We start from the raw sequence: 23,484 nt of genomic DNA, 5'->3' as shown, positions 1-23,484 counted from the left end.
ATCCGCATGAGAATCGTTGCAACTATCGAGGCCCGCATGACTTCCAGCCGCCTGCCGGGCAAGCCGCTGCTGACTGCCGCAGGTGCGCCCATGCTTGAGCATCTGGTGCGCAGATTGAAGGCCGTGCCTTCGATCGATGCGATCGTCCTGGCAACTACGGTCAATGCCGCCGATGCGCCGCTGGTGGAGCTCGCCGGGCGCCTCGGCATCTCCGTATTCCGCGGGGACGAGCAGGACGTGATGCAGCGTGTCATCGATGCCGCCGCCTCGGCTGATGCCGACGTGGTGGTCGAGATCACGGGGGATTGCCCGATCATCGATCCCGAGATCATCGAGCAGACCATCCGGATGTTCAAAGCCCATGACGCCGATTACGTGAGCAATGCTCATGCGCGCAGCTACCCCGACGGCATGGATACCCAGGTGTTCACGCTGGAGACGCTCAAGCGGTCGGCGCAGATGACAGACGATCCGCTCGATCACGAACACGTGACGCTGCATATCCGGAATCATCCGGAGGTGTTTACGCATGTGCATCTGGTTGCACCGCCCGAGATTCACTGGCCTGAACTGGGCCTGACACTCGACGAGCGCAGCGATTACGAGCTGTTGAAAAAAATCATCGAACATTTCGATGCGCACAACCCCTTGTTTTCCTGCCTCGATGCGGTGCGCTTTTTGCGCCAGTTCCCCGAGTTCGCGGAGATCAACAAGGAAGTCGCGCGCAAAGGCAATACTTGATGGAACACGTTGCAGTCGTCGGCCATGATGCGGGAGGCGCCGAAATCCTGAGCAGTTGGTTGAACCGTGCGGATTTCGGCTGCAGCGTTGTCGTTGCTGGACCCGCCGCGGCGATATTCAGGCGGAAGTGTCCAGAAGCCGAGTACCTGAGCCTGGATGACGCGCTGGACAAATGCACCTGGGTGCTGTGCGGCACCGGTTGGCAGAGCAGTTATGAACGCGAAGCGATTGTTCTTGGTCGGGCCAGGGGCAAGAAAACGGTGGCTTTCCTGGATCACTGGGTCAACTATCGTGAACGTTTCCAAGACGCCAGCCAAAGCGTGCTGCCCGACGAGATATGGGTCGGCGACGCAGACGCGGAGCGCATTGCCCGCCCGCTCTTCCCGGAAATCCCCGTGGTGCTGCAGGCGAATCCATATTTCGAGGATCTGTTGGCGGAGATCGCCCGAATGAATGCTGGCAGATCCCATCCTTCTGCCACCAGTGTCCTGTATGTATGCGAACCTGTTGCCGATCATGCCCTCGCTCAATATGGCGATGAGCGCTACTGGGGGTATACCGAGCACGACGCGCTGCGCTTCTTCCTGGAGAACATCGGTAGCTTGGGGCAGAAGATCGATGCCATCACCATCCGCCCCCATCCATCGGAGCGTGCGGAGAAGTATCACTGGGCCAGCGAGTTCACGGCGCTGCCCATCAAGTTCGGCGGACAGCAGACCTTGCTTGAGGAGACCATCGAGTCCGACATCGTCGTTGGTTGCGAATCGATGGCGATGGTGGTTGGCCTGTTGGCCGGCAAGCGCGTGATCAGCACCATTCCGCCAGCCGGCCGGCCCTGCCAGTTGCCGCAGGGCGGGATCGAACACATGCGCCGGCTGGCCGCGGGGGCCGCGCATCATGTCTGAGTCTTGCATCATCATCGGTCTCGGCCAGATCGGTATGGGATACGACCTCGATCTCCCGCCCGGCACGGCCATTTACACGCATGCCCGCGCCATTTCCGCGCATCCCGCATTTCAGCTCGTGGGGGGGGTGGATGTTTTGCCCGTGTATCGAGCTCGCTTTGAGCAGCACTATGGTGTGCCCGCTTTTGATTCTGTCGAGTCCGCACTGCGGCAACTGCAACCTGCCGTGGTGGTGATCGCGACGTCTTCCGCATCGCATGGCACCATCCTCGCCGAAGTCGTCAGGACCTGTCGGCCCAAGCTGATAGTGTGTGAGAAACCCCTGGCCTACCAACTGGAGGAGGCCCGGGCCATGGTGCGGCTATGCGAAGACGCCGGAATCGGCCTCTTCGTGAACTACATTCGCAGGACCGACCCTGGCGTGATCGAAATCAAGCGACGGATCGAAAGCGGTGAAATCACCACGCCGGTCAAGGGCAATGCGTGGTATTCCAAAGGAATACTGAACAACGGCTCGCACTTTCTCAATCTGCTCGAATTCTGGCTGGGCGATATAACAAGCACCACAGTCATGGACTCCGGCCGCCTTTGGGATGGCCACGATCCCGAGCCCGATGTGGAAGTCCGGTTCGGGCGCGGTGCCGTGGTTTTCCGCGCAGCCTGGGAGGAAGCCTTTTCCTATTACGGCGTGGAATTGCTGAGCCATTCCGGGCGCTTGAGGTATGAGCGCGGCGGCGAGCTGATTGAGTGGCAGGCGGTGTATTCCGACCCGAGCTTCAAGGGTTATAAAATCCTGGGTAGCGAACGGGAACAGATTGCCAATGGCATGGCGATCTACCAATGGCACGTCTACGATCAGATACACGATCATCTGGCCGGTAAGGCCACCACGTTATGCACCGGGCGACAGGCCTTGAAGACGCTTGAAGCAATCGAATCCATCATTCAACAGAGAACATCATGAGCACAGAGAAACTGGCATTGTTCGGCGGCTCCAAGGCAATCACCCAGCCATTCCAGCGATACAACTCGCTCGGCAAGGAAGAGGTCGAAGCGGCCCGCCGCGTGGTCGAGAGCGGCAATTTGTCTCAATTCCTGGGGTGCTGGGAGCCTGATTTTTTCGGCGGTCCCAAGGTCCAGGAATTCGAAAAGCAATCTGCCGCGTATTTCGGCGTGAAGCACGCCATCACGGTTAATTCCTGGACTTCCGGCCTCATCGCCGCAATCGGCGCGGTCGGTATTGAGCCGGGTGACGAAGTGATCGTGCCGCCCTGGACGATGTGCGCAAGCGCCACCGCAATCCTGCACTGGAATGCCATCCCCGTTTTTGCCGATATCGATCCGGTGTCGTTCTGCCTCGATCCTGCGTCGGTAGAAGCCAACATCACCCCTTACACAAAAGCCATCATGGTGGTCGATATCTTTGGCCACTCGGCGGATATGGATGCGCTGATGGCAATTGCCGAGAAACATGGGTTGAAGGTCATCTCGGATACCGCGCAGGCGCCGGGCGCTCTTTACAAGGGCAAGCCGGCGGGCACGCTGGCGCATGTCGGCGGCTACAGCCTGAACTACCACAAGCATATTCATACCGGCGAAGGCGGCATCCTGGTCACGAATGACGATGCGATTGCTGAAAAGCTGCAATTGATCCGCAACCATGCCGAGGCAGTCGTTGCCGGCAAAGGCGTGACTGATCTGAGCAACATGCTTGGCTACAACTTTCGCCTCGGCGAAATCGAGTGCGCGATAGGCATCGAGCAGCTCAAGAAGCTCAACGGTTTCGTCGCCAGCCGGCAGCATGCCGCTGCGGGACTGGCCGCGGGTCTGGCGGGCCTTGCCGGGCTGCGGACACCGGTTGTCCAGCCTGACTGCACGCATGTGTATTACACCTACCCTATGCTTCTGGACGTGGCGCAACTCGGCGTGTCGCGTGCCCGCATCATCGAGGCGCTGGAAGCCGAAGGGCTGGTGGGGCTGGCGGCCGGTTACGCCAATGTGCATCTGCTGCCCATGTACCAGAAAAAGATCGCCTACGGCTCGTCGGGCTTTCCGTGGTCTTCCGATATCTGCCGTCGCGACGTGAGCTACGCGAAGGGCATCTGCCCTGTTGCGGAGGCGCTGCACGACGCGACGTACCTGGGTTTCGAAATGTGCCTGCACCAGCTCACGGACCCAGAAGTGGCGGCGATGGTGGGGGCATTCAGGAAGGTGTGGGCGAACCTCGATGCGCTCAGGTCCGCGTTTCCCAACGACGGTGCCCATTGAGTTGATGGCTGATCTCGTCAGCCTGTCGGGACGCAAGGTATTGCTGCGCCCGTTCGAGCAATCGGACATCACGCCCGAGTACGTCGCGTGGCTGAATGATCCCGAGGTCGTGAGATACAGCAACCAGCGATTCGTCGTCCACACTGAATCGTCGTGCCGGGTATACCGGGAGAGCTTTCTGAACACGTCCAACCTGTTCCTGAGCGTCAGAATGCAAGCCGAGGATCTCGCCATCGGCACCATGACGGCTTATGTTTCGCCGCAGCATGGTGTTGCCGATATCGGCATCATGATAGGGCGCAGATCGGTATGGGGGCAGGGCGTCGGCCAGGACGCCTGGAATACCTTAGTGGCCTGGTTCATCGATGAGCGCCGAATCCGCAAGGTGGCTGCGGGCGCGATGGGCAGTAACAAGGCGATGATCAGGATCATGGAACGGTCGGGCATGCACTGCGAGGCGGTGCGGCCGAGGCACGAATTGCTGGATGGCCAGCCCCAAGACCTGCACTTTTACGGCAAATATGCGCAGGCAAATGATTGAGCGCGCTTGCTGGTTGAGGGAAAGAGACGCATGAAAGTTTTGAAGTCGGTCTATTCGTGGTTCAGGCAGCGGATTCCGGAAATCTATTTCCGGTTTCGGCATGCCGGTTCGATATTCTCGAAGCGGTTCTTCACGCTGTCGGTATCCGGCCACATCGAGTTGGAGAGCGATTTTGGTCTGGATGAGAGCAAGGCAATAGACCGGGGCAACAAGGCGCCGGATGGGCGCTATTACAGCAAGTACCACACCGTCGACTGGGCCGGCCTGCCGCCCTCCATCAAACAGGCGATCAGGAATTACGACAGCGTGCTTAGGATGTTCCTCGGCGATGGATATCTCGTCAACGACGGGATGGTGTGGCGCAACTATGCGATTCCGGAGGCGTATCGCAACACCGAACTGTTCAGCCAGAACTGGCACTACGACAAGGTGGTCGACTTCAGGAATGTCCAGCTCTTCGTGCTGGTGAGTGATGTGACGGCAGACGACGGCCCTTTCGAGTTTGTGGCCAATCCGGACGAGCACAAGCTCCTGCCATCGGTCATGGATAGAAACAACAAGGATTTAAATCTGATCGCGCGCAAGCTCACGGGCAAGCGCGGCGACACGCTGCTTTTTTCAACTGGCTCGACACCGCACCGCGCGGGTATTCCGGCTGAAGGCCGGTATCGTGACATCTTTAGCATCGCCTTCTTTCCCGCCTATACCAACATTGGGCAAAGTTCGATTGCTTTGCTTGCGGGACCAGATTGAAACGACATGACATCGCGCCTAAATCCAGTTTGCAATGGTCATGACATGAGCGAAATCCTGCTGATAGAGCCCTATGAGTTCTTGGCGAATGAATACAGGGGCAATAACAAATACGCCATCTATGCGGAAAAGTCGATCGCCTATTGGTCAGCGGGTGCACGCCAGACCGTAGTCATCGCCTATCCCGGCGCCATCCCCGCCGACTTGGACATCGATGACATAAAAGCCAGGATCCATTGGACGATGCCGCTGTGGTTCCGATGGATGGGTCAAGCCGATAGATACGAGGATTTCCAGCACTCCTGCCTGCTGTTCGTCGTCTGCCTGGCGCAGGAGATGCGGACGCTCGGAGTGAAGTCCGTGGTTTTCTTCACAGGTGTTGCGCATCACATTGAGTATTCCTTGATCGAGGTCGCCTGCCAGATTGCGGGAGCACAACAGATCTATCTCTATCCGATGCCCTTTTTTGCGTCGCCGAGCCGCTTATTGCCGGTGGTGCAACACGCTTCGATCCGGGACCGGAGCATTCTGGCAGTGGGGGTCTCGGACAAGCAGGTTCGGGACGAGGTGATTGCCTACCGCGACAACCATCTTGCCGCCAGGCCACCACAGCTCAACGAAAAGATCGACCGGACGGCGACGAGCTACGGCTATGCGCTTGCGCGCGTCGCGATCTTCGGCGCCAAGGCAATCGCGAAAGCGATATCGAGAAAAAATGCGGGTGTCGTCCGGCATCCGATTGACGAGCGCAAAGACTACGATGCCTTGTCTATACTGAGAATCGTCCGGCAGCAGAAACGCGCGCTCGAGTACTATCTCAGAAGCATGATAGATGAGGCTGCGGTCGACCGCCTGATCGAAGCAGAAGGGTCGCTGCCCATCCTGTACGCCCACTATCAACCGGAGGCCTCGACCTTTCCGGAGGGCGGCGATTATCCGACCCACCTGGATGTGGTCATCGCCATGCGGAAACTGGGTTATCGGGGGAAAATCCTGTACAAGGAGCATCCCGGCAGCTGGATCTACTATTCCCAGGTCGTTGGTTTCTCCAGGGTGGGACTGTGCAGGTCAATCGAGTATTACAGGCAACTCGCCGCCCTGGGTTGCGTCTTCGTGCCGCCGACCTACAAGTTGAGCGAGGCCCGTGGCCAGAAGCTGCTTCCGGTCACGGTGACAGGCTCCATCGGAGTCGAACGCAGCATGGTCGGACTCGCCACCTGTTGCGCGGGGCTCCCCTGGTTCAGGGGGGCGCCGGGAATTTACGATCTTGCCGGGACCTTCGGTGAGGCCGGTGTCTTTTACGACCAGCGGCGTTGGCAGTTCGAGCCGATGGAAGGCGTTGAGTGGTTTGACCGGACCCTGTCGATGAACACGATCAACAACTACCCGGGCATAGGCACCGGCGTTTCATCGGGTTCGGCGACGGACAAGGCGGAGTTTTTGAGCGATTTCGCCGAATTGATGACACAGCTGGACAACCACCTCGCGGCATAGTTATGAGTTACCTTGCAAAAATAACAAGAAAATTGGTGACCGAAACCGGGGGCATATGGTTTCGCCTTACGCATGGCTTGATGCGTGGAAAGATAAGGTCGGACTTTCCGTCGATCGCCAGGTGCCGCTTCGGGATCAACACGGTTTTTCGCGGCACGCTTGCCTTGAGCAATAGCGTATTGATCATGGGCGATCAATGCACCGTGGCCAGTTCGGCGGAACTTGGCGCAGGTGAAAACGGCGTAATAGAGATTGGGGATGGGGTGTCGATCGGACCCAGAAGCATGATCTCCACGAGCCGCGGGACGATAAAGATCGGCAACCGGACATCATTTTTTTCTGACTGCCTTGTGTCCGGCGAGGTTGCCATTGGCGAAGACTGCCTGTTCGCCAACAATGTCACGGTTTTGAGCGGCACGCATCAGATACGCGGCGGCGGCACCATACGTGAAAACGACGCGGTATTCATGAGATCTCCGGATTACCGACCCTACGCCCCCATCACCATCGGCGCCGACTCTTGGCTGGGAGCAAACTCGGTGATTCTTCCAGGCGTCAAGTTGGGCAAGGGTACGGTGGTCGGCGCCAATACTGTGGTGACAAAAAGCTTCCCCGACTACTCTATCCTGGGCGGAGTACCTGCCAGGATCATAGGATCCCGGCTTGCCGAGACTTGAGCACCTGCCCGGTTTGTCGCCAGGTACGTCACACTAAATGTGCATTGATTGGATCACCAAAGTGAGTTTAATTTCCAGAGTCCGCGCCAAAATCAAATCGATCCGTAACCGCAGGCAGCAGGCGGTTTACGGCGGCCAGCTTCCTGTCTACCCGAAGAGTGGAGATGGCGGCCTGAAGATACATCTGGGTGCGGGCCCAATCAATATCCAGGGTTGGATCAGCATTGATGCACGCCAGGCGCCGCACATCCACTTGAGATCGGAAGGCTTCGCTCTCAACGAATTTGCTGACAGCGCCGTCAGCGAGATTTACATGTGCCATGTACTTGAACATTTTTCGTTTGAGGAAGTCGGCGAAATTCTTCGCAATTTCCGCAAGAAGTTGAAAGTTGGCGGAGTGCTGCGGCTGTCCGTGCCCGACTTCGACCGTCTAGTAACCATCTACCACGCCAACGGCGACAACCTCGAATTGATCAAGCTCGCCCTGATGGGTGGGCAGGACTATGAGTACAACTTTCACAAGTCGGTGTTTAATCGCGCGGCGCTGGCCAGCTTGCTAGCGTCATGTGGATTCGAGCACATGGCCGAATGGAATACCGTTGAGGAGTTCGGCGCGCACCTCGGCGACTGGTCGGAAACCGGTTTCCGGACGCCGAAGGGAGAGTTCCCCGTCAGCCTGAACATGAAGGCGATCAAGGCGCAGGGCTGAGCACGCCACGCGCGGTGCGAAACTTCGACGTATCCAATTCATGTACATAGAAAACAAATCCATCTGCATCGTGGCATCCACGCTGCCCGTAGGCTTTATCGCGGCGCAGATGGAGACGCTGAATGTCGAAAAGATTTATGTACTGAGCGAGGTACACGAGCTGTCCTATCAGAGCTTCAGGACAAAAAATCCGCAAATCGAGATCGTCCGCGTCCCCTCCGGTCTCCCACTGCAATCCCTCTATTTCTTGTTTGTACTGCTGAAGGCGCGCATCAGCGGTACGCATGTCATTTTCTTTCACGAGTGCTGCTTGCCCATATTCGACCTGCTGCTGCAGGTCATCAAGCCGCGAGGATATTATTTTCCGCAAGTGACCATGTCAGGCTTCCAGGAAATCGAGCCGGAGGTGTTCCCTAGAACCAGGCTTTATAGGCTCCTTGGCGTATTGGGCGTAGTCGACCGCTTCAGGTTTTATCGTTCACCGGCGGTAGGCGATAACGAGAGTGAATACGTAATGTCGATCCGCAGCTACCCCGGCGCGATCACGAGTATGGACGTGAGCTTCTCGCGGAACGTGATATCCAGGTGTTCTTCGTGCGGCAGCCAAAAAACCAATAAAGTCCTGTTCATTGCAGGAAAAAGTTTTGTTTCTGATGCAAGCCAATCCACGCTGTTCAGGTCCCTGATTGAGGCAGCCCATAGCCGAGGCTACGTTTGCCATATCAAGGACCACCCGAACCCAATTTATCGCCTGGATTTGCAGATCGACGGCGCGGTTGTTCTGGACCCGTCCGTGCCGGTCGAATTGATGGATAAAGACTATCATCTCGCCGTCGGGGTTTCATCATCGGCGCTGCTGGGTTTCAATGAGCGCGCGGTCAGCCTGGTCCATATGTTTGGCGACATGTCGCCGATGGACAAGAGTTTGTGCGTCAATCATTTCGAAGAGGCCTTCCCGGGCAACAAAATCAACTACATCCGCTCCCTCGTGGAGTTTGAAAAACTGCTATGAGAGCCTGACAATGAATGTGAATGCAGTTCTGGTTACCGGTGCCGACGGCTTTATCGGCTCCCACCTCGTGGAGCGTCTGGTGCGACAAGGCTACAAGGTCCGCGCCTTCGTGCAATACAACTCCTTCAACTCGTGGGGCTGGCTGGACCAGTGCCCGGTCGAGATGAAGGGGCAGTTCGAGGTTTTCTCCGGCGACATTCGCGATCCGCATGGCGTCAAGACGGCCATGCAGGGCTGCGACGCGGTGCTGCACCTTGCCGCGCTCATCGCCATCCCATATTCCTATCACTCACCCGACACCTATGTCGACACCAACGTCAAGGGTACGTTGAACGTCCTGCAGGCCGCGCGCGAACTCGGCATCAAGCGGCTGGTCCATACCTCGACGAGCGAGGTATACGGCACCGCGCGCTTTGTCCCGATCACCGAGGAGCACCCGTTGCAGGGCCAGTCGCCTTACTCGGCGAGCAAGATCGCCGCCGACCAGATGGCGTATTCCTTCTACGCCTCGTTCGAACTGCCTGTCGTCATCGCCCGTCCATTTAATACGTACGGTCCGCGCCAGTCCGCGCGTGCAGTGATTCCAACGATCATTGCGCAGATCGCCAACGGCAAGAAGCAGATCAGCCTGGGTGCTGTATCGCCGACACGCGACTTCAATTTCGTACAGGACACGGTGAACGGTTTCATCGCGGCCCTGGAGTCGGATCGCGGCATAGGCGAAGTCGTCAATTTCGGCAGCAACTTCGAAGTGTCGATCGGCGACACGGCCCGGTTGATCGCGGAGGCTATGAACGCTGAGGTGGAGATCGTCACCGATGAGAGTCGCCTGCGCCCTGCCAATTCCGAAGTTGAGCGGCTGTGGGCGGATAACACCAAGGCGCTTGAATTGTTCGGCTGGGCGCCGGCCTACGGCGGCCGTGACGGGCTCAAGCGCGGGCTCGCCGAAACGGCGGCGTGGTTTCTACGCCCCGAGAATCTGCGCGGCTACAAGGCCGACATCTACAACATTTGATCATTCCCACCCAGTGCAGACACCACAGAATATCCCCGCGCAGGTAGTGCAGGCGCTTACACAGGTATGCGGCCCGGGCCCGGTCGCCTTGCATGAGCCGCGTTTCGGCGGGCAGGAATGGGCTTATGTCAAGGACTGCCTGGACTCTACCTTTGTCTCGTCCGTCGGCGCTTATGTCGACCGCTTCGAGGCGGACCTGGCCCGGTTCACCGGCGCCAAACATGCTGTCGCCGTTGTCAACGGCACCGCCGCGCTGCATGTGGCGCTGCTACTGGCCGGGGTCGTGCCCGGCGACGAGGTGCTGATCCCCGCCCTGACTTTCATCGCGACGGCCAATGCCGTGCGCTATTGCGGCGCTACGCCGCATTTCGTGGACAGCAACCTGGAGACACTCGGCCTCGACCCGGTGGCGCTGCGCGAGTGGCTCAAGCATTGCAGCGAACAGCGCGGCGGCGTTTGTGTGAACAAGCAGACCGGTCGCCCGATCCGTGCCCTTCTGCCCATGCATACCTTGGGGCACCCGTGCGACCTGGCCGGCCTGTTGGCGGTGGCCGGTGAGTTCGGCCTTGCGCTGGTCGAGGATGCTGCCGAGTCGCTGGGCAGTCTCTACCAAAGCCGCCATACCGGAACCAGCGGCCTGCTCGGAACCCTGAGCTTCAATGGCAACAAGACGATCACCACCGGCGGCGGCGGCGCCATCCTGACCAACGACACGGCCCTGGCGCGCCGCGCGAAGCATGTGACCACTACCGCAAAGCGCCCCCACAGCTGGGCGTTTGAGCATGACGAGGTTGGCTACAATTACCGCATGCCGAACATCAATGCCGCCCTCGGCTGCGCCCAGCTGGAGCAGTTGCCGGGGTTTCTGCAGTCGAAGCGTCGCCTTTATGCCAGGTACGCGGCCGCCTTCGCGGCGACGCCGGAGATCAGCCTGGTTGCCGAGCCGGCCGGCTGCGAAAGCAACTACTGGCTGCAGGCCATCCTGCTGAGCGAGGCGGTCGCCGGGCAGCGCGATGAAGTGCTGAAAGCGACCAACGATGCCGGGTTGATGACGCGCCCGGTCTGGACCTTGCTACATCGCCTGACTCCCTATCTCGACGCCCCTCGTGCTCCTTTACCTGTCGCTGAGTCACTCGAGCGTCGCCTTATCAACATTCCCAGCAGTGCGGGTTTGGCGTGAAGCCCCTGCTGCTCATCGGCGGCGGCGGCCATTGCCGCTCCTGCATCGATGTGATCGAGGCCCAAGGCCTTTATACGGTTGCCGGCGTTGTCGACCTCAAGGAAACGGATGCGGCGGACCGCCTCGGCTATCCCTGGTTGGGACGCGATGGTGACCTGCCGGATTTGCTCAAGAAATACCCGTCGGCACTGGTCACGGTGGGGCAGGTCAAAAGCCCCGATATCCGAATCGCCTTGTTTGAAAAGTTGCAGGCCTTGGGTGCTGATTTGCCCACGATCGTCTCCCCGCTCGCACATGTTTCGCGCCATGCGGTGGTGCAGCCGGGAACTATCGTCATGCATGGTGCGATAATCAATGCCGGCGCCAGAGTTGGCGCAAACTGCATCATCAATTCCCAGGCCCTGGTTGAGCACGATTCGGTCGTCGCTGCGCATTGCCACATCTCGACCGGCGCCAAGCTGAACGGGGATGTGCATATTGATACGGGCTCGTTTATTGGCAGCGGTGCGGTCGTCTACCACGGCGTGCAGATCGCCAGCCGTTGCGTCGTTGGCGCAGGTGCCATAGTGGCGAAAAACTTGACCGAAGGTACTATCTTTCGGGGTACGCGATGAATAGTGCTCGCACTTTGATTATTGCCGAAGCCGGGGTAAACCATAACGGCAATATCGCCATGGCCAAGCGTCTCATCGAGGTTGCGGCCGAGGCGGGCGCCGATATGGTCAAGTTCCAGACTTTCTCCGCCGATCGCCTCGCCACCGGTACCGCCGGCAAAGCCGAATACCAGGTCCAATCCACCAGCGCGTCAGAGTCGCAGCACGCCATGTTGAGCCGCCTCGAGCTGACCGCCGAGATGCACGAAGTGCTGATCGAACATTGCCGCCAGCACGGCATTGCCTTCTTCAGCACCGGCTTCGATGTCCAGAGCCTGGATTTCCTCGTTGGGCTGGGGCTGGACCGGATCAAGATTCCATCTGGTGAAATCACCAATCTGCCGTATCTGCGCCATGCGGGTGGGCTGGGCAAGCCTTTAATCCTGTCTTCGGGCATGGCCTCGTTGGGCGAGATCGAAAGCGCGCTGGCCGTGTTCGAAGCCGCCGGCGTCGCTCGCGATCAAGTAGTCGTGCTCCACTGCAATACCGAATATCCCACGCCCATGTCTGACGTGAACCTGCGTGCGATGCAGAACATCGGCAAGGCGTTCGATGTCGCCGTCGGCTACTCGGATCATACGCAGGGCATCGAGGTCGCGATTGCCGCGGTTGCCCTGGGCGCTTGTGTAATCGAAAAGCATTTCACGCTGGATCGCAGCCTCCCCGGCCCCGATCACGGCGCGAGCCTGGAGCCGGATGAACTCAAGGCTATGGTGAGGGCGATCCGCAATATCGAAGCCGCCTTGGGCGACGGCGTCAAGCGTGCCAGCCCCAGTGAAACCAAGAACAAGCCGATTGCCAGAAAGTCCCTGGTCGCCAATGCGCCGATCCGTGCGGGCGAGAAGTTCACACCCGAAAACATCACGGCCAAGCGCCCCGGCACGGGCATATCGCCGATGCGCTGGGATGAGGTCATCGGTCGCGTGGCATCACGCGACTTTGCCGCCGACGAGTTGATCGCTCTGTGAAAAAGATTTGCGTCGTCACCGGCACCCGGGCTGAATATGGCCTGCTGCGCTGGCTCATGGACGGCATCCGGCAATCGCCGAAGCTTGCGTTGCAGGTGATCGCCACCGGCGCGCACCTGTCGCCGGAGTTCGGCTTGACGTATCGCGATATCGAAGCGGATGGTTTTGCCGTCGATCGCAAGGTCGAAATGCTGCTGAGTTCGGATACCTCGTCCGGCGTGGCCAAATCCATGGGCTTGGCGATGATCGGTTTTGCGGATGCCTTTACGGAACTTCGCCCCGATCTGGTGTTGGTGCTGGGCGACCGGTACGAGATATTTTCTGCCGCGGCCGCCGCGACGATTGCACGCATTCCCGTCGCGCACCTGCATGGCGGAGAAACCACGGAAGGCGCTTTCGACGAGGCCCTGCGGCACTCCATCACCAAGATGGCCCAGTTGCATTTCGTTGCGGCGGAGGCATATCGTCGCCGCGTCATTCAATTGGGCGAGGATCCCGCCCGCGTCTTCCTGGTGGGCGGCCTGGGCATCGACAATATGCTCAAGCTGGATCTCCTTGATCGGGCGGCACTGGAAGCGGCGCTGGACTTCAAGCTGGGACCGAAAAACCTGCTCGTCACCTTCCACCCGGCGACGCTTGAGCAGGGCGCGGCGGCCGGGCAGATGGACGAACTGCTGGCCGCGCTCGATACCTTGCAAGATACCCACCTCATTTTCACCATGCCCAACGCCGATACGGAAGGGCGGGCCTTGAGCCGGCAGGTGGAGGCTTACGTCGCCGCCAGACCGAATGCGAAGGTCTATGCCTCGCTCGGGCAGCTGCGTTACCTGTCGGCCATCGCCCATGTCGATGCCGTGGTCGGCAATTCTTCGAGTGGGCTCGCGGAGGTTCCGAGTTTCAGGAAGGCGACCGTCAATATCGGAGACCGTCAGAAGGGCCGCCTCAAGGCGCAGAGCGTGATCGATTGCACGCCGGACCGGGAGAGCATCAAGGCCGCGCTGGCGCAAGCTTATTCAGCGGATTTCCAGGCAGGTCTGAGCCAGGTAGCGAGTCCCTATGGAGATGGCGGCGCCAGCCAAAAAATCCTGCACATTCTGGAAGACTACGATTTCCCGACCTCCCTCAAGAAAACATTTCATGACTTACCCGTCATGGATGCGGCAGGACTGACATGAGCGCCTCAATTGAACTTTGGCGCCAAGGCATCCTGCCCCTCAGTGCGAATATCCAGCAGGCGATCCTGAATCTCGACGAGGTCGCGATAAAGATCGTGCTGGTCGTCAACGAGAGCGGACGGCTGGAAGGCACGATCTCAGATGGCGATATTCGCCGCGGCCTGCTCAGGGGGCTGGATATGAGTAGCCCCCTGGCGGAAATTGTCCATCGCAACGCCCTGGTCGTGCCTCCGGGATTGGGGCGGGATACCGTTTTGCGGCTGATGACGGCCAACAAGATCCAGCAGATTCCCATCGTCGACGAGGATCAGCGTGTGGTCGGGCTGCATCTTTGGGATGAGGTCACAACGCCGGCTGCGCGTTCCAACCTGATGGTGATCATGGCGGGGGGTAAGGGAACGCGCCTGATGCCACATACGGAAAACTGTCCCAAGCCCTTGGTGCCGGTGGCCGGCAAGCCCATGCTGGAGCACATCATCGAGCGCGCTAAGTCGGAGGGCTTCAACCATTTCGTGCTTGCCATCCATTACCTGGGCCACATGATCGAAGACTATTTCGGCAATGGCGAAAAGCTCGGTGTGACCATCGATTACTTGCGCGAGCCTGCGCCATTGGGTACGGCCGGCGCGCTCGGCCTGCTCAACCCGCGGCCCGATGCGCCCTTCGTGGTGACCAACGGTGACGTGATCACCGACATCCGCTATGGTGAGTTGCTCGATTTTCACAGCCGCTATACGGCAGCTGCAACCATGGCAGTGAGGCTGCATGAATGGCAGCATCCGTTCGGCGTGGTCCAGACGGACGGCATCGACATCGTCGGCTTCGAGGAAAAACCGATTGCGCGCAGCCACATTAATGCGGGCGTGTATGCCCTTGCGCCTGAAGCCCTCGAGAGTCTTGTGCCTGGAGTGCCGTGCGATATGCCTGCTTTATTCGAGCGCCTGCAGAGCAAGGCCATGCGCACGGTGGCTTACCCTATGCACGAACCGTGGTTAGATGTCGGCAGGCCCGACGATTTGAAGTTTGCAACAGATTCCATTAGTACTAGTTTGGTGAAAGAGTTGAAGCCATGAAGAGAGATTTAATCAAACAATACAATTTGCCGCCCGAAATTAGGTTCTGCAAGAAATGCACGGTTTCCAATCAGCGTCCGCGTATCACCTTCGATGAACATGGCGTCTGTTCCGCCTGCAATTACGCCGAGTACAAGCGCACGCAGATCGATTGGGCGCAGCGCGAGAAGGAGCTGATTGATCTGTGTGATCGGTATCGCAAGAGCAATGGCGAATACGACGTCGTGGTGCCATGCAGCGGCGGCAAGGACGGCAGCTTTGTGGCGCACCAGCTGAAGTTCAAATATGGCATGAATCCGCTGGCGGTAACGTGGGCGCCGTTAAAGGCAACCGCCATCGGGCGTCAGAATCTGGATGCATTCATTGCCTCCGGTTTTAACCATATCCTGGGCACGCCGAACCCCCAGGTCACCAAGAAACTCACGCACCTGTCGTTCAAGCATCTGGGCGACCCGTTTCAGCCTTTTATCTACGGGCAAACTAATTTCCCACTGCACATGGCGGTCAAACACAATATCCAGCTCATCATGTATGGCGAGAATGGTGAGATCGAGTACGGGGGCGACATGAAAAACGCCTTCCGGCCGACGCGCGACATCCAGGATCACGACAAGCATTACTTCTCTGGCTTGCCGCCGGAATTCTGGGCGGAGCATGGCGTCTCTTTAGCGGATTTGTATCCCTTCATGGCGCCTAGTTATGAGGACACTACGAAGAACAAGACGGAAATTCATTTTCTGGGCTATTACAAATTCTGGGATCCGCAGGAGAACTACTACTACTGCCGTGAACATACCGGTTTTACACCCAATACCGAACGTTCGGAAGGTACGTACTCGAAGTACGCAAGCCTGGACGACCAGATTGATGGGTTTCATTACTATCTTTCATACATCAAGTTTGGCATCGGCCGCACTACCTCCGATGCGGCCCATGAGATCCGTGACGGGAAGATCACGCGAGAAGAGGGCGTCGCGTTGGTCAAGCGCTATGACCATGAATTTCCGAGGAAGTATTACAAGGAATTCCTGGAGTTTTGTTCGATTACCGATGCTGAAGTGCACGAGGTTATCGACAGCTGGCGCTCGGACCACATCTGGCATCAACAGGATGGTGAGTGGAAGCTGCGCCATGCCGTCTGGCATGAAAGTGATGAATAGTGCATGAGCAATACCCGTCTCATCGCCCGGCTCGATATCAAGGGCGCAAATTTGATCAAGGGGGTACACCTTGAAGGCTTGCGTGTTATCGGCGATCCCGGTGAATACGCGAAAAAATATTACGAGCAGGGCGCCGACGAGCTGTTGTATATCGACATCGTCGCCAGCCTGTACGGGCGTAACAAGCTGACGAACATCATCCGCGCGGCCGCCAAGGATGTCTTTATCCCCATCACGGTGGGCGGCGGCATCCGCAGCGTCGAGGATGTCAGCGACCTGCTCGGCGCCGGCGCCGACAAGGTGGCGATCAATACCGCCGCGGTGCTACGCCCCGAGCTTATCCATGAGGTTTCCCGGCGTTTCGGGTCGCAGTGCATGGTGCTGTCGATCGAGGCCAAACAGCAGTCCCCCGGCCACTGGGAGGTGTATACGGACACCGGACGCGAAAGAAGCGGCATCGATGTGGTCGAATGGGCACGCAAGGGCGAAGCCTTGGGCGCCGGGGAAATTCTGGTGACTTCGATTGATCGCGAAGGCACCCGCCAGGGATTCGATCTTGCGCTAACGCGGGCCATCACCGACGCCGTCGGCATTCCGGTGATCGCAAGCGGCGGCATGGGTAAGGCTGACGATCTGGTCGCGGTGGTCAGGGAGAGCGGGGCGAACGCGGTGGCAATGGCGGACATCCTCCATTACGAGCGCGCGACCCTTGGGGAGTTGCGGCAAGCCGCGAAAGCGGGCGGAGTCAAGGTGCGGGCATATGAACGCTGATGTCGTTGTCATCGATTACGGGGTAGGTAATCTGCTGAGCGTCAGCCGCGGCTTTGAGCATTGCGGTGCCTCGGTGCTGGTATCAAACGACCCGGAAATCATCCTGGCCGCGCCGCGGATCGTACTGCCGGGCGTCGGGGCCTTTCGCGATGCCATGGCCGAGTTGCATCGCCGCAATCTGGACGAAGTGGTGCGCTCTTTCGCCCGCCTGGGGAAGCCTCTGCTGGGCATCTGCCTGGGCATGCAGCTGTTGCTCGACGAGAGTGAGGAATTCGGCGTGACCTCCGGCTTGGGACTGATTCCCGGACGGGTGATTCCCATCCCGACCAGCACTAGCGACGGGCACCCGCAGAAAGTGCCGCACATCGGCTGGAGTGAACTGTCCCTGCCAGACGGCAGAAGTAGCTGGGACGACACGCTGTTGCAGGGAATGGCCGCCAGCGAGGCGTTCTATTTCGTCCACTCCTTCATGGCCGCCCCGCAAGACCCCTCGCACCGCGTGGCCGATTGCCAGTATGGCGGAGCCGCCGTGAGTGCCGTGATCGCGCGGGCCAACATTCATGGCTGCCAGTTCCATCCGGAAAAAAGCGGGACTGCCGGCCTGAAGGTGCTCAAGCATTTCCTGTCTCTATGAAGATACTCGCCCTTGTTCCCGCGCGCGGCGGCTCCAAGCGGCTTCCCGGCAAAAACACGCGAGCGCTGGGGGGCAAGCCCCTGATCGAATGGAGCATCCAGGCCGCGCAGGGTATTCCCGAAATTGTCGACATCGTGGTTTCCACAGACGACGACTGGATCGGCGACATCGCCCGCAAAGCGGGCGCATCGGTGCCGTGGTTGCGGCCGGCGGCGTTGGCAACAGACGAGGCCTCATCGGTGGACGTGGCCCTGCATGCGCTTGACTACTACGAAGGTCTGCATGGGCCGGTGGATGGATTGCTGCTATTGCAGCCGACCTCGCCTTTCCGCAGCCGGGAAACGGTATTGCGGGGGCTGGAAATTTTCCGGGCGCATGCGTTGCGCTCGGTCGTCGGCGTATCGCAGGCAAGCACGCATCCGCTGTGGTGTTTCCGGATCGACGGCGGCTCGATGAAGCCTTTTGTCGAACGCAGCCAGGCGGATCTCCGTGCCCAGGCGCTGCCGTCGGCCTACGCGCTCAACGGCGCGTTCTACCTTATTTCCCCCGCCGAGCTGCGGACGTCGCGCTCTTTCTGCAATGAAGACACGGTGCCGCTGGTCATGGATGCGCCCATTGAAGGCGTCGACATCGATACGGAAACGGATTGGCAGTGGGCCGAGTATCTTCTTGGCTACGTAACGCGGGAATAAAGAAATGCAGGCAAAAGTTTTCTGCGCGGCGGCCGGATCAAGAACTACCGATGTTTTACTGCGGGCACTGCAGGTTCACTATCGGTTCGTGATGCCTGATGCTCCGTTGCTGACGCTGCTATATCGGTTGTTGACGCTCTGGTCTGCCGTCGGACTGTTGTCGGTTTCGATACAGGATGCCTCGCAGTGACGCCGGTGGGGTCGGGCATCGCGGGTGCCTCTGATGGCTTGCCCAAGGTTTCGGTGGTGACTGTCGTATTCAATGCGGAAAAATATCTCGAAGCCACAATTTGCAGCGTATTGGGCCAAGACTACCCGCATCTCGAATACATCGTCATCGACGGGGGGTCGACCGACGGCACCCTGGACATCGTCAGGAAGTATGCCGGGAGAATTTCCTGCTGGCGCAGCGAGAAGGACCAGGGCATCTACGACGCTATGAACAAGGGCCTGCGGCTGGCAACGGGTGCATGGATCAGTTTCATGAACGCCGGGGACGCATTTCACTCTGCCGATACGCTGACCAAGGTTTTCTCCGTGCCGAACAACGGCAACACGGTTATCTATGGCGGCGTGGAAATAAGGTATCCGGATTTCAAGCGGATCGAACAACCCGGCAAGCCGGCCAGGCTCTGGCAGGGCATGCAGTTCTCGCACCAGTCGGCGTTTGTCGAGGTCGGCTACCACCGTGCGCATCCATTCAATGCCGCGAATCGGATTGCCGCTGACCTGGAGTTTTTTTACCAGGCTTATCTTGTGGGTGCCGGTTTCCTGAGGACCGAGCAGATTGTCTCGAGCGTACTTACCGGCGGCCTCTCCGAAGGCAACCGTGTCAGGACGATATTGGCGTCCCGCGATGCCGTGTGCAGGGGGCGGATGCGCCCATTGATCCGCCTTTATTTCTGGGGGCGCGTTATTAATTCGGTGTTCAGGTCGACGATAAAGCGGCTCCTGCCGGCTTCGCTCGTCAAGAAGATGATAATGCTCAAGTGACTGACGCCCCGCGATGAACAACGTATCCCAAGCGGACCGCAAAAGCCAGGAACTGGTGTGTTTATTGTTGGGTTTCCTGGTCTTCTTCGGTAGCCTGGTTCTTGCCGGCTTCTATACCGAGGCAGATCAGGCCGCTTATCACAGCGCCTACAACATTTTGCCTGGGATGGGTTGGGCGACCGGTCAGCTTGCATATGAATCGGCAGTGTCCAGCGCTGAACGCGTTCACTACATCGTCTCCCTTTTGGGCAGCACTCTCGAAATCGACAAGGATCTTCTGATGTCGGTATGCAACGGCATCCTGGCTGCCTATTCCATGAGGCTGTTTCTGGCCTGGGGCGCCGATATCCGGATTGCCGCCGCCATCGTGACCACGAACTTCTACGTCTTCGTTCTATATTTTTCCGCCGAGCGCCTCAAGTTTGGGTTTCTGTTTCTGGTTCTGGCGTTCCTAAGCACCGGGAAGCCCGTCCGGATGTTTGTTTTTTCGTTCATGTCGGTCTGGTCGCATTTCTCGATGTTTCCAGTGTGGCTGGGGGCTTGGCTGTCCGGTTTTATCGCGAAACTAGAGAGGGGAGAATTGCGTCCTCGAAGCATTTTGCTGAAGTTCGCATTCCCCGCCGTGGTGGTTGCCGTAGGCATCGGATTCGAATCCAACTACTTGCTCTGGAAATTGAGTATCTATCTTGCCGGGCGAGAGTCTCTTAGTTTCACGTCGCTGGTGCCGGTCCTGATTCTGCTTGGCCTTTCTTGCTTCTATGCGAGAAAGCTGTTTGGGCCGGTGCTGAGTTTTCTGCCTGTGATGGTCGGCGTCGGTATTCTGGGCGGCTCGCGCCTGAACATGCTCGGCTACTTCATCTTCCTGTATTACGGACTGAGGGCGAATGGCGGCCTCAATGTTGGCGTCCTGGCAACCCTTGCATATCTCGCCTACAAAGCGTTCGGTTTTGTCTCGAACATTATCGTTTACGGCCATGGATTTCCGTAAAGTGAAATTCCCTGACCTAAAATCATGGTCTTTGGTGGATGTGGCGGTTCTTCTGTCGCTGGCGGTGCTGGTTGTCACCCACCTTCCCGCGGCGTTCGAAAGCCATCGGGTACGCCAGCAAGTCGCCGCCGTATTGCCACTGGCAGCCAATGCGCAGGCACTGGTGGATAGCAATGCGCTCAAGGGGGTCGCGTTCGATGCGGCATGGGCGCCGATCGTACTCAAGAATCAGGCAGCGGCAGTCGAGATTGCCGCTCCGACGGGGATCATTACATTGACCTTTGCAGAGATCGGTGGCGGAGGTAAAAGCCTCAAGCTCATCCCCATGATGCAAGCGGATGCGGGGCTGTTGCCGCTCGCGCAGGCGGGCAAGGCGGTGGCTGCTTCTTCGCGGAAAATCATCTGGGTCTGCACATCGTCCCTTACGCGCTCACGCGACCCCTACGTCATGGCCAACAAGGGCACGCTGGAAAGCAAGTACGCACCGGATGCCTGCCGCCATCGGGCGGCAGGTGCGAACAAGCTATGAATATGGATAGCCCGCGCGTTGCCGAACCGTGCCTTCTACGTATCGCAGATGATGCCTACTGCCGGCGTAGTCGTGAGAAGCGTAAATGGCAGATCGTTTGATCATTCATGCGGCCAACATTCCTCGTGACGGCGGAAAACTCTGCTATCCGCGTTGTTGGGCAAGCAATCTTTACGCCGGCGCGCACGCCGTGATCTACCCGTCGCAGCTTGGGTCCTTCGGGCTGAAATTGATTGAGGCCCAACAGCGGGGGATTCCTATTGCGGCCGCGGGCTCGATTCCGTGCGCAATGTGGTCGCGCCGCAGCAGATGTTCAATCAGGCATCGGCGGTGTCGATCGCACAGGCGGTGAAGCGCTTTCTCGCCATCCCGGGCCCCGCAACGCTTCTTGGCAAGCCCGAGGCCTTCCTGCGGAACATTCTTGAAAAGGCGAAGTCTTGAGAATACTCATCGTCAGCCAGTATTTCTGGCCCGAAAATTTCATCATCAGCGATTTCGTTCGCAAGCTGGCCGAACGCGGTCATGAGGTGGTGGTGGCCACGGGCAAACCCAATTACCCCGATGGCCGGGTGTTCCCGGGTTACCGTGCCGGCGGCACTGTGCGAGAGCGCTTCATGGATAAAGTGGACGTGGTGCGTGTACCGATCTGGCCCAGGGGGCGGGGCGGCGGCGTCAACCTGACCCTGAACTATCTGTCTTTTGTCTTTTCCGGCTTGTTGTATTTCCCCTGGCTGCTGCGCTCGCGTTCTTTTGATGCCATCGTGGTGTTTGCGCCTTCGCCGATCACCCAGGTGATACCCGCGATCCTGCTGAAATGGCTGAAACGGGCGCACCTTGCGGTGTGGGTGCAGGACATGTGGCCCGACAGCCTGGCGGCGACGGGTTTTGTCCGCAATGCCGGCCTGCTGAAGGCGGTGGGCTGGCTGGTGCGCTTGATCTATGGCCGCTGCGACACGCTGCTGCTGCAATCCAGGGCGTTTCAGGCTCCCACGGCGCGTTATGCTGACCCCAAAAAGCTGGTTTATTTCCCCAATTCCGTGGATCCTGACGTGCCTGCGGGGGTGCCGGACGCGTTGCCGGCGGAGCTCTCCAGTCTTTTGGCGCGGAAATTCTGTGTGGTGTTTGCCGGCAATATAGGCAAGGCCCAGGCGGTCGAAACCGTGGTGCAGGCCGCCGTATTGCTGCGGGACGCGCCCGAAATCTGCTTGGTGCTGGTGGGCAGCGGCAGTATGCTGGATTGGGTCCAGGGTCAAAAAAACCTTTTAAAGCTGGATAATCTGGCCTTGCCCGGTCGTTTCCCGGCCGAATCCATGCCGGAACTATTCCGCGAGGCTTCGGCCTTGCTGGTGACGCTGAAAAGCGGGGGAGTGCTTGACCACACCGTGCCGAGCAAAATACAGGCTTATCTTGCAGCAGGGCGACCGATTGTGGCGGCATTGCAGGGGGAGGGCGGGAAAGTGGTGGAAGAGGCTGGCGCGGGCATGGTGTGCGAGCCGGAAAATGCGCAGGCCCTGGTCGATTGCATGCGCCGCATGCACGCCTTGCCGCTTTCCGCGAGGGACGCCATGGGGCAAAAGGGGCGGGCTTGCTTCGATGCAAATTTTGATATGAATCGCCAGGTGGAACGACTTGTGGAGATACTGCAGGCGCGCCGCTCTGGCTTGAAAGGGTAATTACAGATGCGTGTACTGGTACTCGGCGCAAGCGGCATGCTGGGCAGTGCGGTTTTTCGGGAGTTTGATGGACACGCGCCGCATGACGTCTGGGGGCTTGTACGTAACGAGGCCGTCCTGCCGTATTTCTCACCCGCACAACAGCTGCGCATCCTGACGGGCGTGGACGTTCTGGATGACGTAGCCCTTCGCGCTGCCTTCGAGCGCGTGCGCCCGGATGTGGTTATCAACTGCGTCGGCCTCATCAAACAGAAGGAGCACGTGGAAGATCCCCTGGTGGTCCTGCCCATCAACGCGATGCTGCCCCATCGTCTGGCGTTGTTGTGCGCTACCGGCAATGTCCGCTTGCTGCACGTCAGCACGGATTGTGTGTTTTCCGGCCGCAAGGGCATGTACACGGAGGACGACCTGTCCGATGCCGAGGATTTGTACGGGAAGTCCAAATACATCGGCGAGCCGCGTGACGCCGCGAATGTGGTGACGCTGAGAACCTCCATCGTGGGGCGTGAGCTCAATTCCAGCCGTGCGTTGGTGGACTGGTTTCTCGCGCAGCAAGGCTCGGTTCACGGTTTCAGGCGCAGCATTTTTTCCGGCATGACGACCATCGAACTGGCGCGGGTAATGCGCGACGTGGTATTGCCCGATCCTTCGCTGCATGGTCTTTACCATGTTTCGTCCGCACCCATCAGTAAGTTCGACCTCCTGAAGCTGGTGGCCGCTCAGTATGAAAAGACCATCGACGTGTTACCCGATGACGCGCTGGTGATAGACCGCTCGCTCGACTCGTCGCGCTTCCGGCAGACCACCAGCTATCGTGCGCCGTCGTGGGAAAACATGGTGCGCGTGATGTATGAGGCTGAAAAATAATATTGAAAGTTCG

At 58.9% G+C, this 23,484-nt stretch carries 26 protein-coding genes; all 26 read left to right on the top strand.

Annotated elements, in window-relative coordinates:
* Positions 1-6 precede the first annotated feature (6 nt).
* The 26 genes from DT070_RS03610 (at position 7) to DT070_RS03485 (ending at position 23,471) form a co-directional block, all read left to right on the top strand.
* The gene (locus DT070_RS03610) at positions 7-741 is read left to right on the top strand and encodes a cytidylyltransferase domain-containing protein (protein ID WP_122954181.1); all 735 of its coding nucleotides are present in this window, start codon (positions 7-9) and stop codon (positions 739-741) included.
* A complete protein-coding gene (locus DT070_RS03605) occupies positions 741-1,646 on the top strand; it encodes a hypothetical protein (protein WP_122954180.1) in 906 nt (301 codons plus the stop codon). Before DT070_RS03610 ends, DT070_RS03605 begins: the two co-directional genes overlap by 1 nt.
* Positions 1,639-2,610: a Gfo/Idh/MocA family protein gene (locus tag DT070_RS03600; RefSeq protein WP_122954179.1), complete on the top strand. Its 972-nt coding sequence runs from the start codon at positions 1,639-1,641 to the stop codon at positions 2,608-2,610. The genes DT070_RS03605 and DT070_RS03600 overlap by 8 nt, the downstream gene beginning before the upstream one ends.
* Positions 2,607-3,914, top strand: a complete 1,308-nt coding sequence (locus DT070_RS03595) for a DegT/DnrJ/EryC1/StrS aminotransferase family protein (RefSeq protein WP_122954178.1) — start codon at positions 2,607-2,609, stop codon at positions 3,912-3,914. The genes DT070_RS03600 and DT070_RS03595 overlap by 4 nt, the downstream gene beginning before the upstream one ends.
* 4 nt (positions 3,915-3,918) lie before the next feature.
* On the top strand, positions 3,919-4,455 hold the full coding sequence (locus DT070_RS03590; RefSeq protein WP_122957231.1) for a GNAT family N-acetyltransferase: 537 nt from the start codon (positions 3,919-3,921) through the stop codon (positions 4,453-4,455).
* A 30-nt stretch (positions 4,456-4,485) separates the two neighbouring features.
* Positions 4,486-5,208 (top strand): hypothetical protein, encoded by a 723-nt coding sequence (locus DT070_RS03585; RefSeq protein WP_122954177.1) that lies wholly within the window; start codon positions 4,486-4,488, stop codon positions 5,206-5,208.
* Between the two features lie 45 nt (positions 5,209-5,253).
* The gene (locus DT070_RS03580; RefSeq protein WP_122954176.1) at positions 5,254-6,702 is read left to right on the top strand and encodes a hypothetical protein; all 1,449 of its coding nucleotides are present in this window, start codon (positions 5,254-5,256) and stop codon (positions 6,700-6,702) included.
* A 2-nt stretch (positions 6,703-6,704) separates the two neighbouring features.
* Positions 6,705-7,379 (top strand): DapH/DapD/GlmU-related protein, encoded by a 675-nt coding sequence (locus tag DT070_RS03575; RefSeq protein ID WP_122954175.1) that lies wholly within the window; start codon positions 6,705-6,707, stop codon positions 7,377-7,379.
* Between the two features lie 37 nt (positions 7,380-7,416).
* Positions 7,417-8,088 carry a hypothetical protein gene (locus tag DT070_RS03570; protein ID WP_122954174.1) on the top strand — a complete coding sequence of 224 codons (672 nt, stop codon included), beginning with the start codon at positions 7,417-7,419 and terminating at the stop codon, positions 8,086-8,088.
* A 40-nt stretch (positions 8,089-8,128) separates the two neighbouring features.
* Entirely contained in the window at positions 8,129-9,100 is a 972-nt protein-coding gene (locus DT070_RS03565; protein WP_122954173.1) for a hypothetical protein, read from the top strand.
* A gap of 10 nt (positions 9,101-9,110) precedes the next feature.
* A complete protein-coding gene (locus DT070_RS03560; RefSeq protein ID WP_122954172.1) occupies positions 9,111-10,115 on the top strand; it encodes an NAD-dependent 4,6-dehydratase LegB in 1,005 nt (334 codons plus the stop codon).
* Positions 10,116-10,128: 13 nt separating this feature from the next.
* Complete coding sequence (locus DT070_RS03555) at positions 10,129-11,295, top strand: LegC family aminotransferase (protein ID WP_164483709.1); 1,167 nt, start codon at positions 10,129-10,131, stop codon at positions 11,293-11,295.
* The gene (locus DT070_RS03550; protein WP_122954171.1) at positions 11,292-11,909 is read left to right on the top strand and encodes an acetyltransferase; all 618 of its coding nucleotides are present in this window, start codon (positions 11,292-11,294) and stop codon (positions 11,907-11,909) included. The genes DT070_RS03555 and DT070_RS03550 overlap by 4 nt, the downstream gene beginning before the upstream one ends.
* Positions 11,910-11,923: 14 nt before the next feature.
* Positions 11,924-12,916, top strand: coding sequence for an N-acetylneuraminate synthase (gene neuB / locus DT070_RS03545; RefSeq protein ID WP_305036994.1), 993 nt, complete (start codon positions 11,924-11,926; stop codon positions 12,914-12,916).
* Positions 12,913-14,091, top strand: coding sequence for a UDP-N-acetylglucosamine 2-epimerase (gene neuC, locus DT070_RS03540; protein ID WP_122954169.1), 1,179 nt, complete (start codon positions 12,913-12,915; stop codon positions 14,089-14,091). Before neuB ends, neuC begins: the two co-directional genes overlap by 4 nt.
* A complete protein-coding gene (locus DT070_RS03535; protein ID WP_122954168.1) occupies positions 14,088-15,164 on the top strand; it encodes a nucleotidyltransferase family protein in 1,077 nt (358 codons plus the stop codon). The genes neuC and DT070_RS03535 overlap by 4 nt, the downstream gene beginning before the upstream one ends.
* Positions 15,161-16,324, top strand: coding sequence for an N-acetyl sugar amidotransferase (locus tag DT070_RS03530; RefSeq protein WP_122954167.1), 1,164 nt, complete (start codon positions 15,161-15,163; stop codon positions 16,322-16,324). Before DT070_RS03535 ends, DT070_RS03530 begins: the two co-directional genes overlap by 4 nt.
* Positions 16,325-16,327: 3 nt before the next feature.
* Positions 16,328-17,095 (top strand): imidazole glycerol phosphate synthase subunit HisF, encoded by a 768-nt coding sequence (gene hisF, locus DT070_RS03525; protein ID WP_122954166.1) that lies wholly within the window; start codon positions 16,328-16,330, stop codon positions 17,093-17,095.
* Complete coding sequence (gene hisH, locus DT070_RS03520) at positions 17,085-17,729, top strand: imidazole glycerol phosphate synthase subunit HisH (RefSeq protein ID WP_122954165.1); 645 nt, start codon at positions 17,085-17,087, stop codon at positions 17,727-17,729. Before hisF ends, hisH begins: the two co-directional genes overlap by 11 nt.
* Positions 17,726-18,421 (top strand): cytidylyltransferase domain-containing protein, encoded by a 696-nt coding sequence (locus DT070_RS03515; RefSeq protein WP_122954164.1) that lies wholly within the window; start codon positions 17,726-17,728, stop codon positions 18,419-18,421. The genes hisH and DT070_RS03515 overlap by 4 nt, the downstream gene beginning before the upstream one ends.
* Before the next feature lie 186 nt (positions 18,422-18,607).
* Positions 18,608-19,414 (top strand): glycosyltransferase family 2 protein, encoded by an 807-nt coding sequence (locus DT070_RS03505; RefSeq protein WP_164483708.1) that lies wholly within the window; start codon positions 18,608-18,610, stop codon positions 19,412-19,414.
* Positions 19,415-19,427: 13 nt separating this feature from the next.
* Positions 19,428-20,402, top strand: a complete 975-nt coding sequence (locus DT070_RS03500) for a hypothetical protein (RefSeq protein WP_122954161.1) — start codon at positions 19,428-19,430, stop codon at positions 20,400-20,402.
* A complete protein-coding gene (locus DT070_RS03495; protein ID WP_164483707.1) occupies positions 20,389-20,931 on the top strand; it encodes a pilin in 543 nt (180 codons plus the stop codon). Before DT070_RS03500 ends, DT070_RS03495 begins: the two co-directional genes overlap by 14 nt.
* A gap of 282 nt (positions 20,932-21,213) precedes the next feature.
* Entirely contained in the window at positions 21,214-21,372 is a 159-nt protein-coding gene (locus tag DT070_RS21210; RefSeq protein ID WP_153976292.1) for a hypothetical protein, read from the top strand.
* Entirely contained in the window at positions 21,369-22,604 is a 1,236-nt protein-coding gene (locus tag DT070_RS03490; protein ID WP_122954159.1) for a glycosyltransferase family 4 protein, read from the top strand. The genes DT070_RS21210 and DT070_RS03490 overlap by 4 nt, the downstream gene beginning before the upstream one ends.
* 6 nt (positions 22,605-22,610) lie before the next feature.
* Positions 22,611-23,471 (top strand): SDR family oxidoreductase, encoded by an 861-nt coding sequence (locus DT070_RS03485; protein ID WP_122954158.1) that lies wholly within the window; start codon positions 22,611-22,613, stop codon positions 23,469-23,471.
* Positions 23,472-23,484: the final 13 nt, after the last annotated feature.

This window comes from Polaromonas sp. SP1, from assembly GCF_003711205.1.
Lineage (GTDB): Bacteria > Pseudomonadota > Gammaproteobacteria > Burkholderiales > Burkholderiaceae_C > Polaromonas.
The sequence above is the reverse complement of the archived record's forward strand: the minus strand, read 5'-3'. Positions and strand labels throughout refer to the sequence as shown.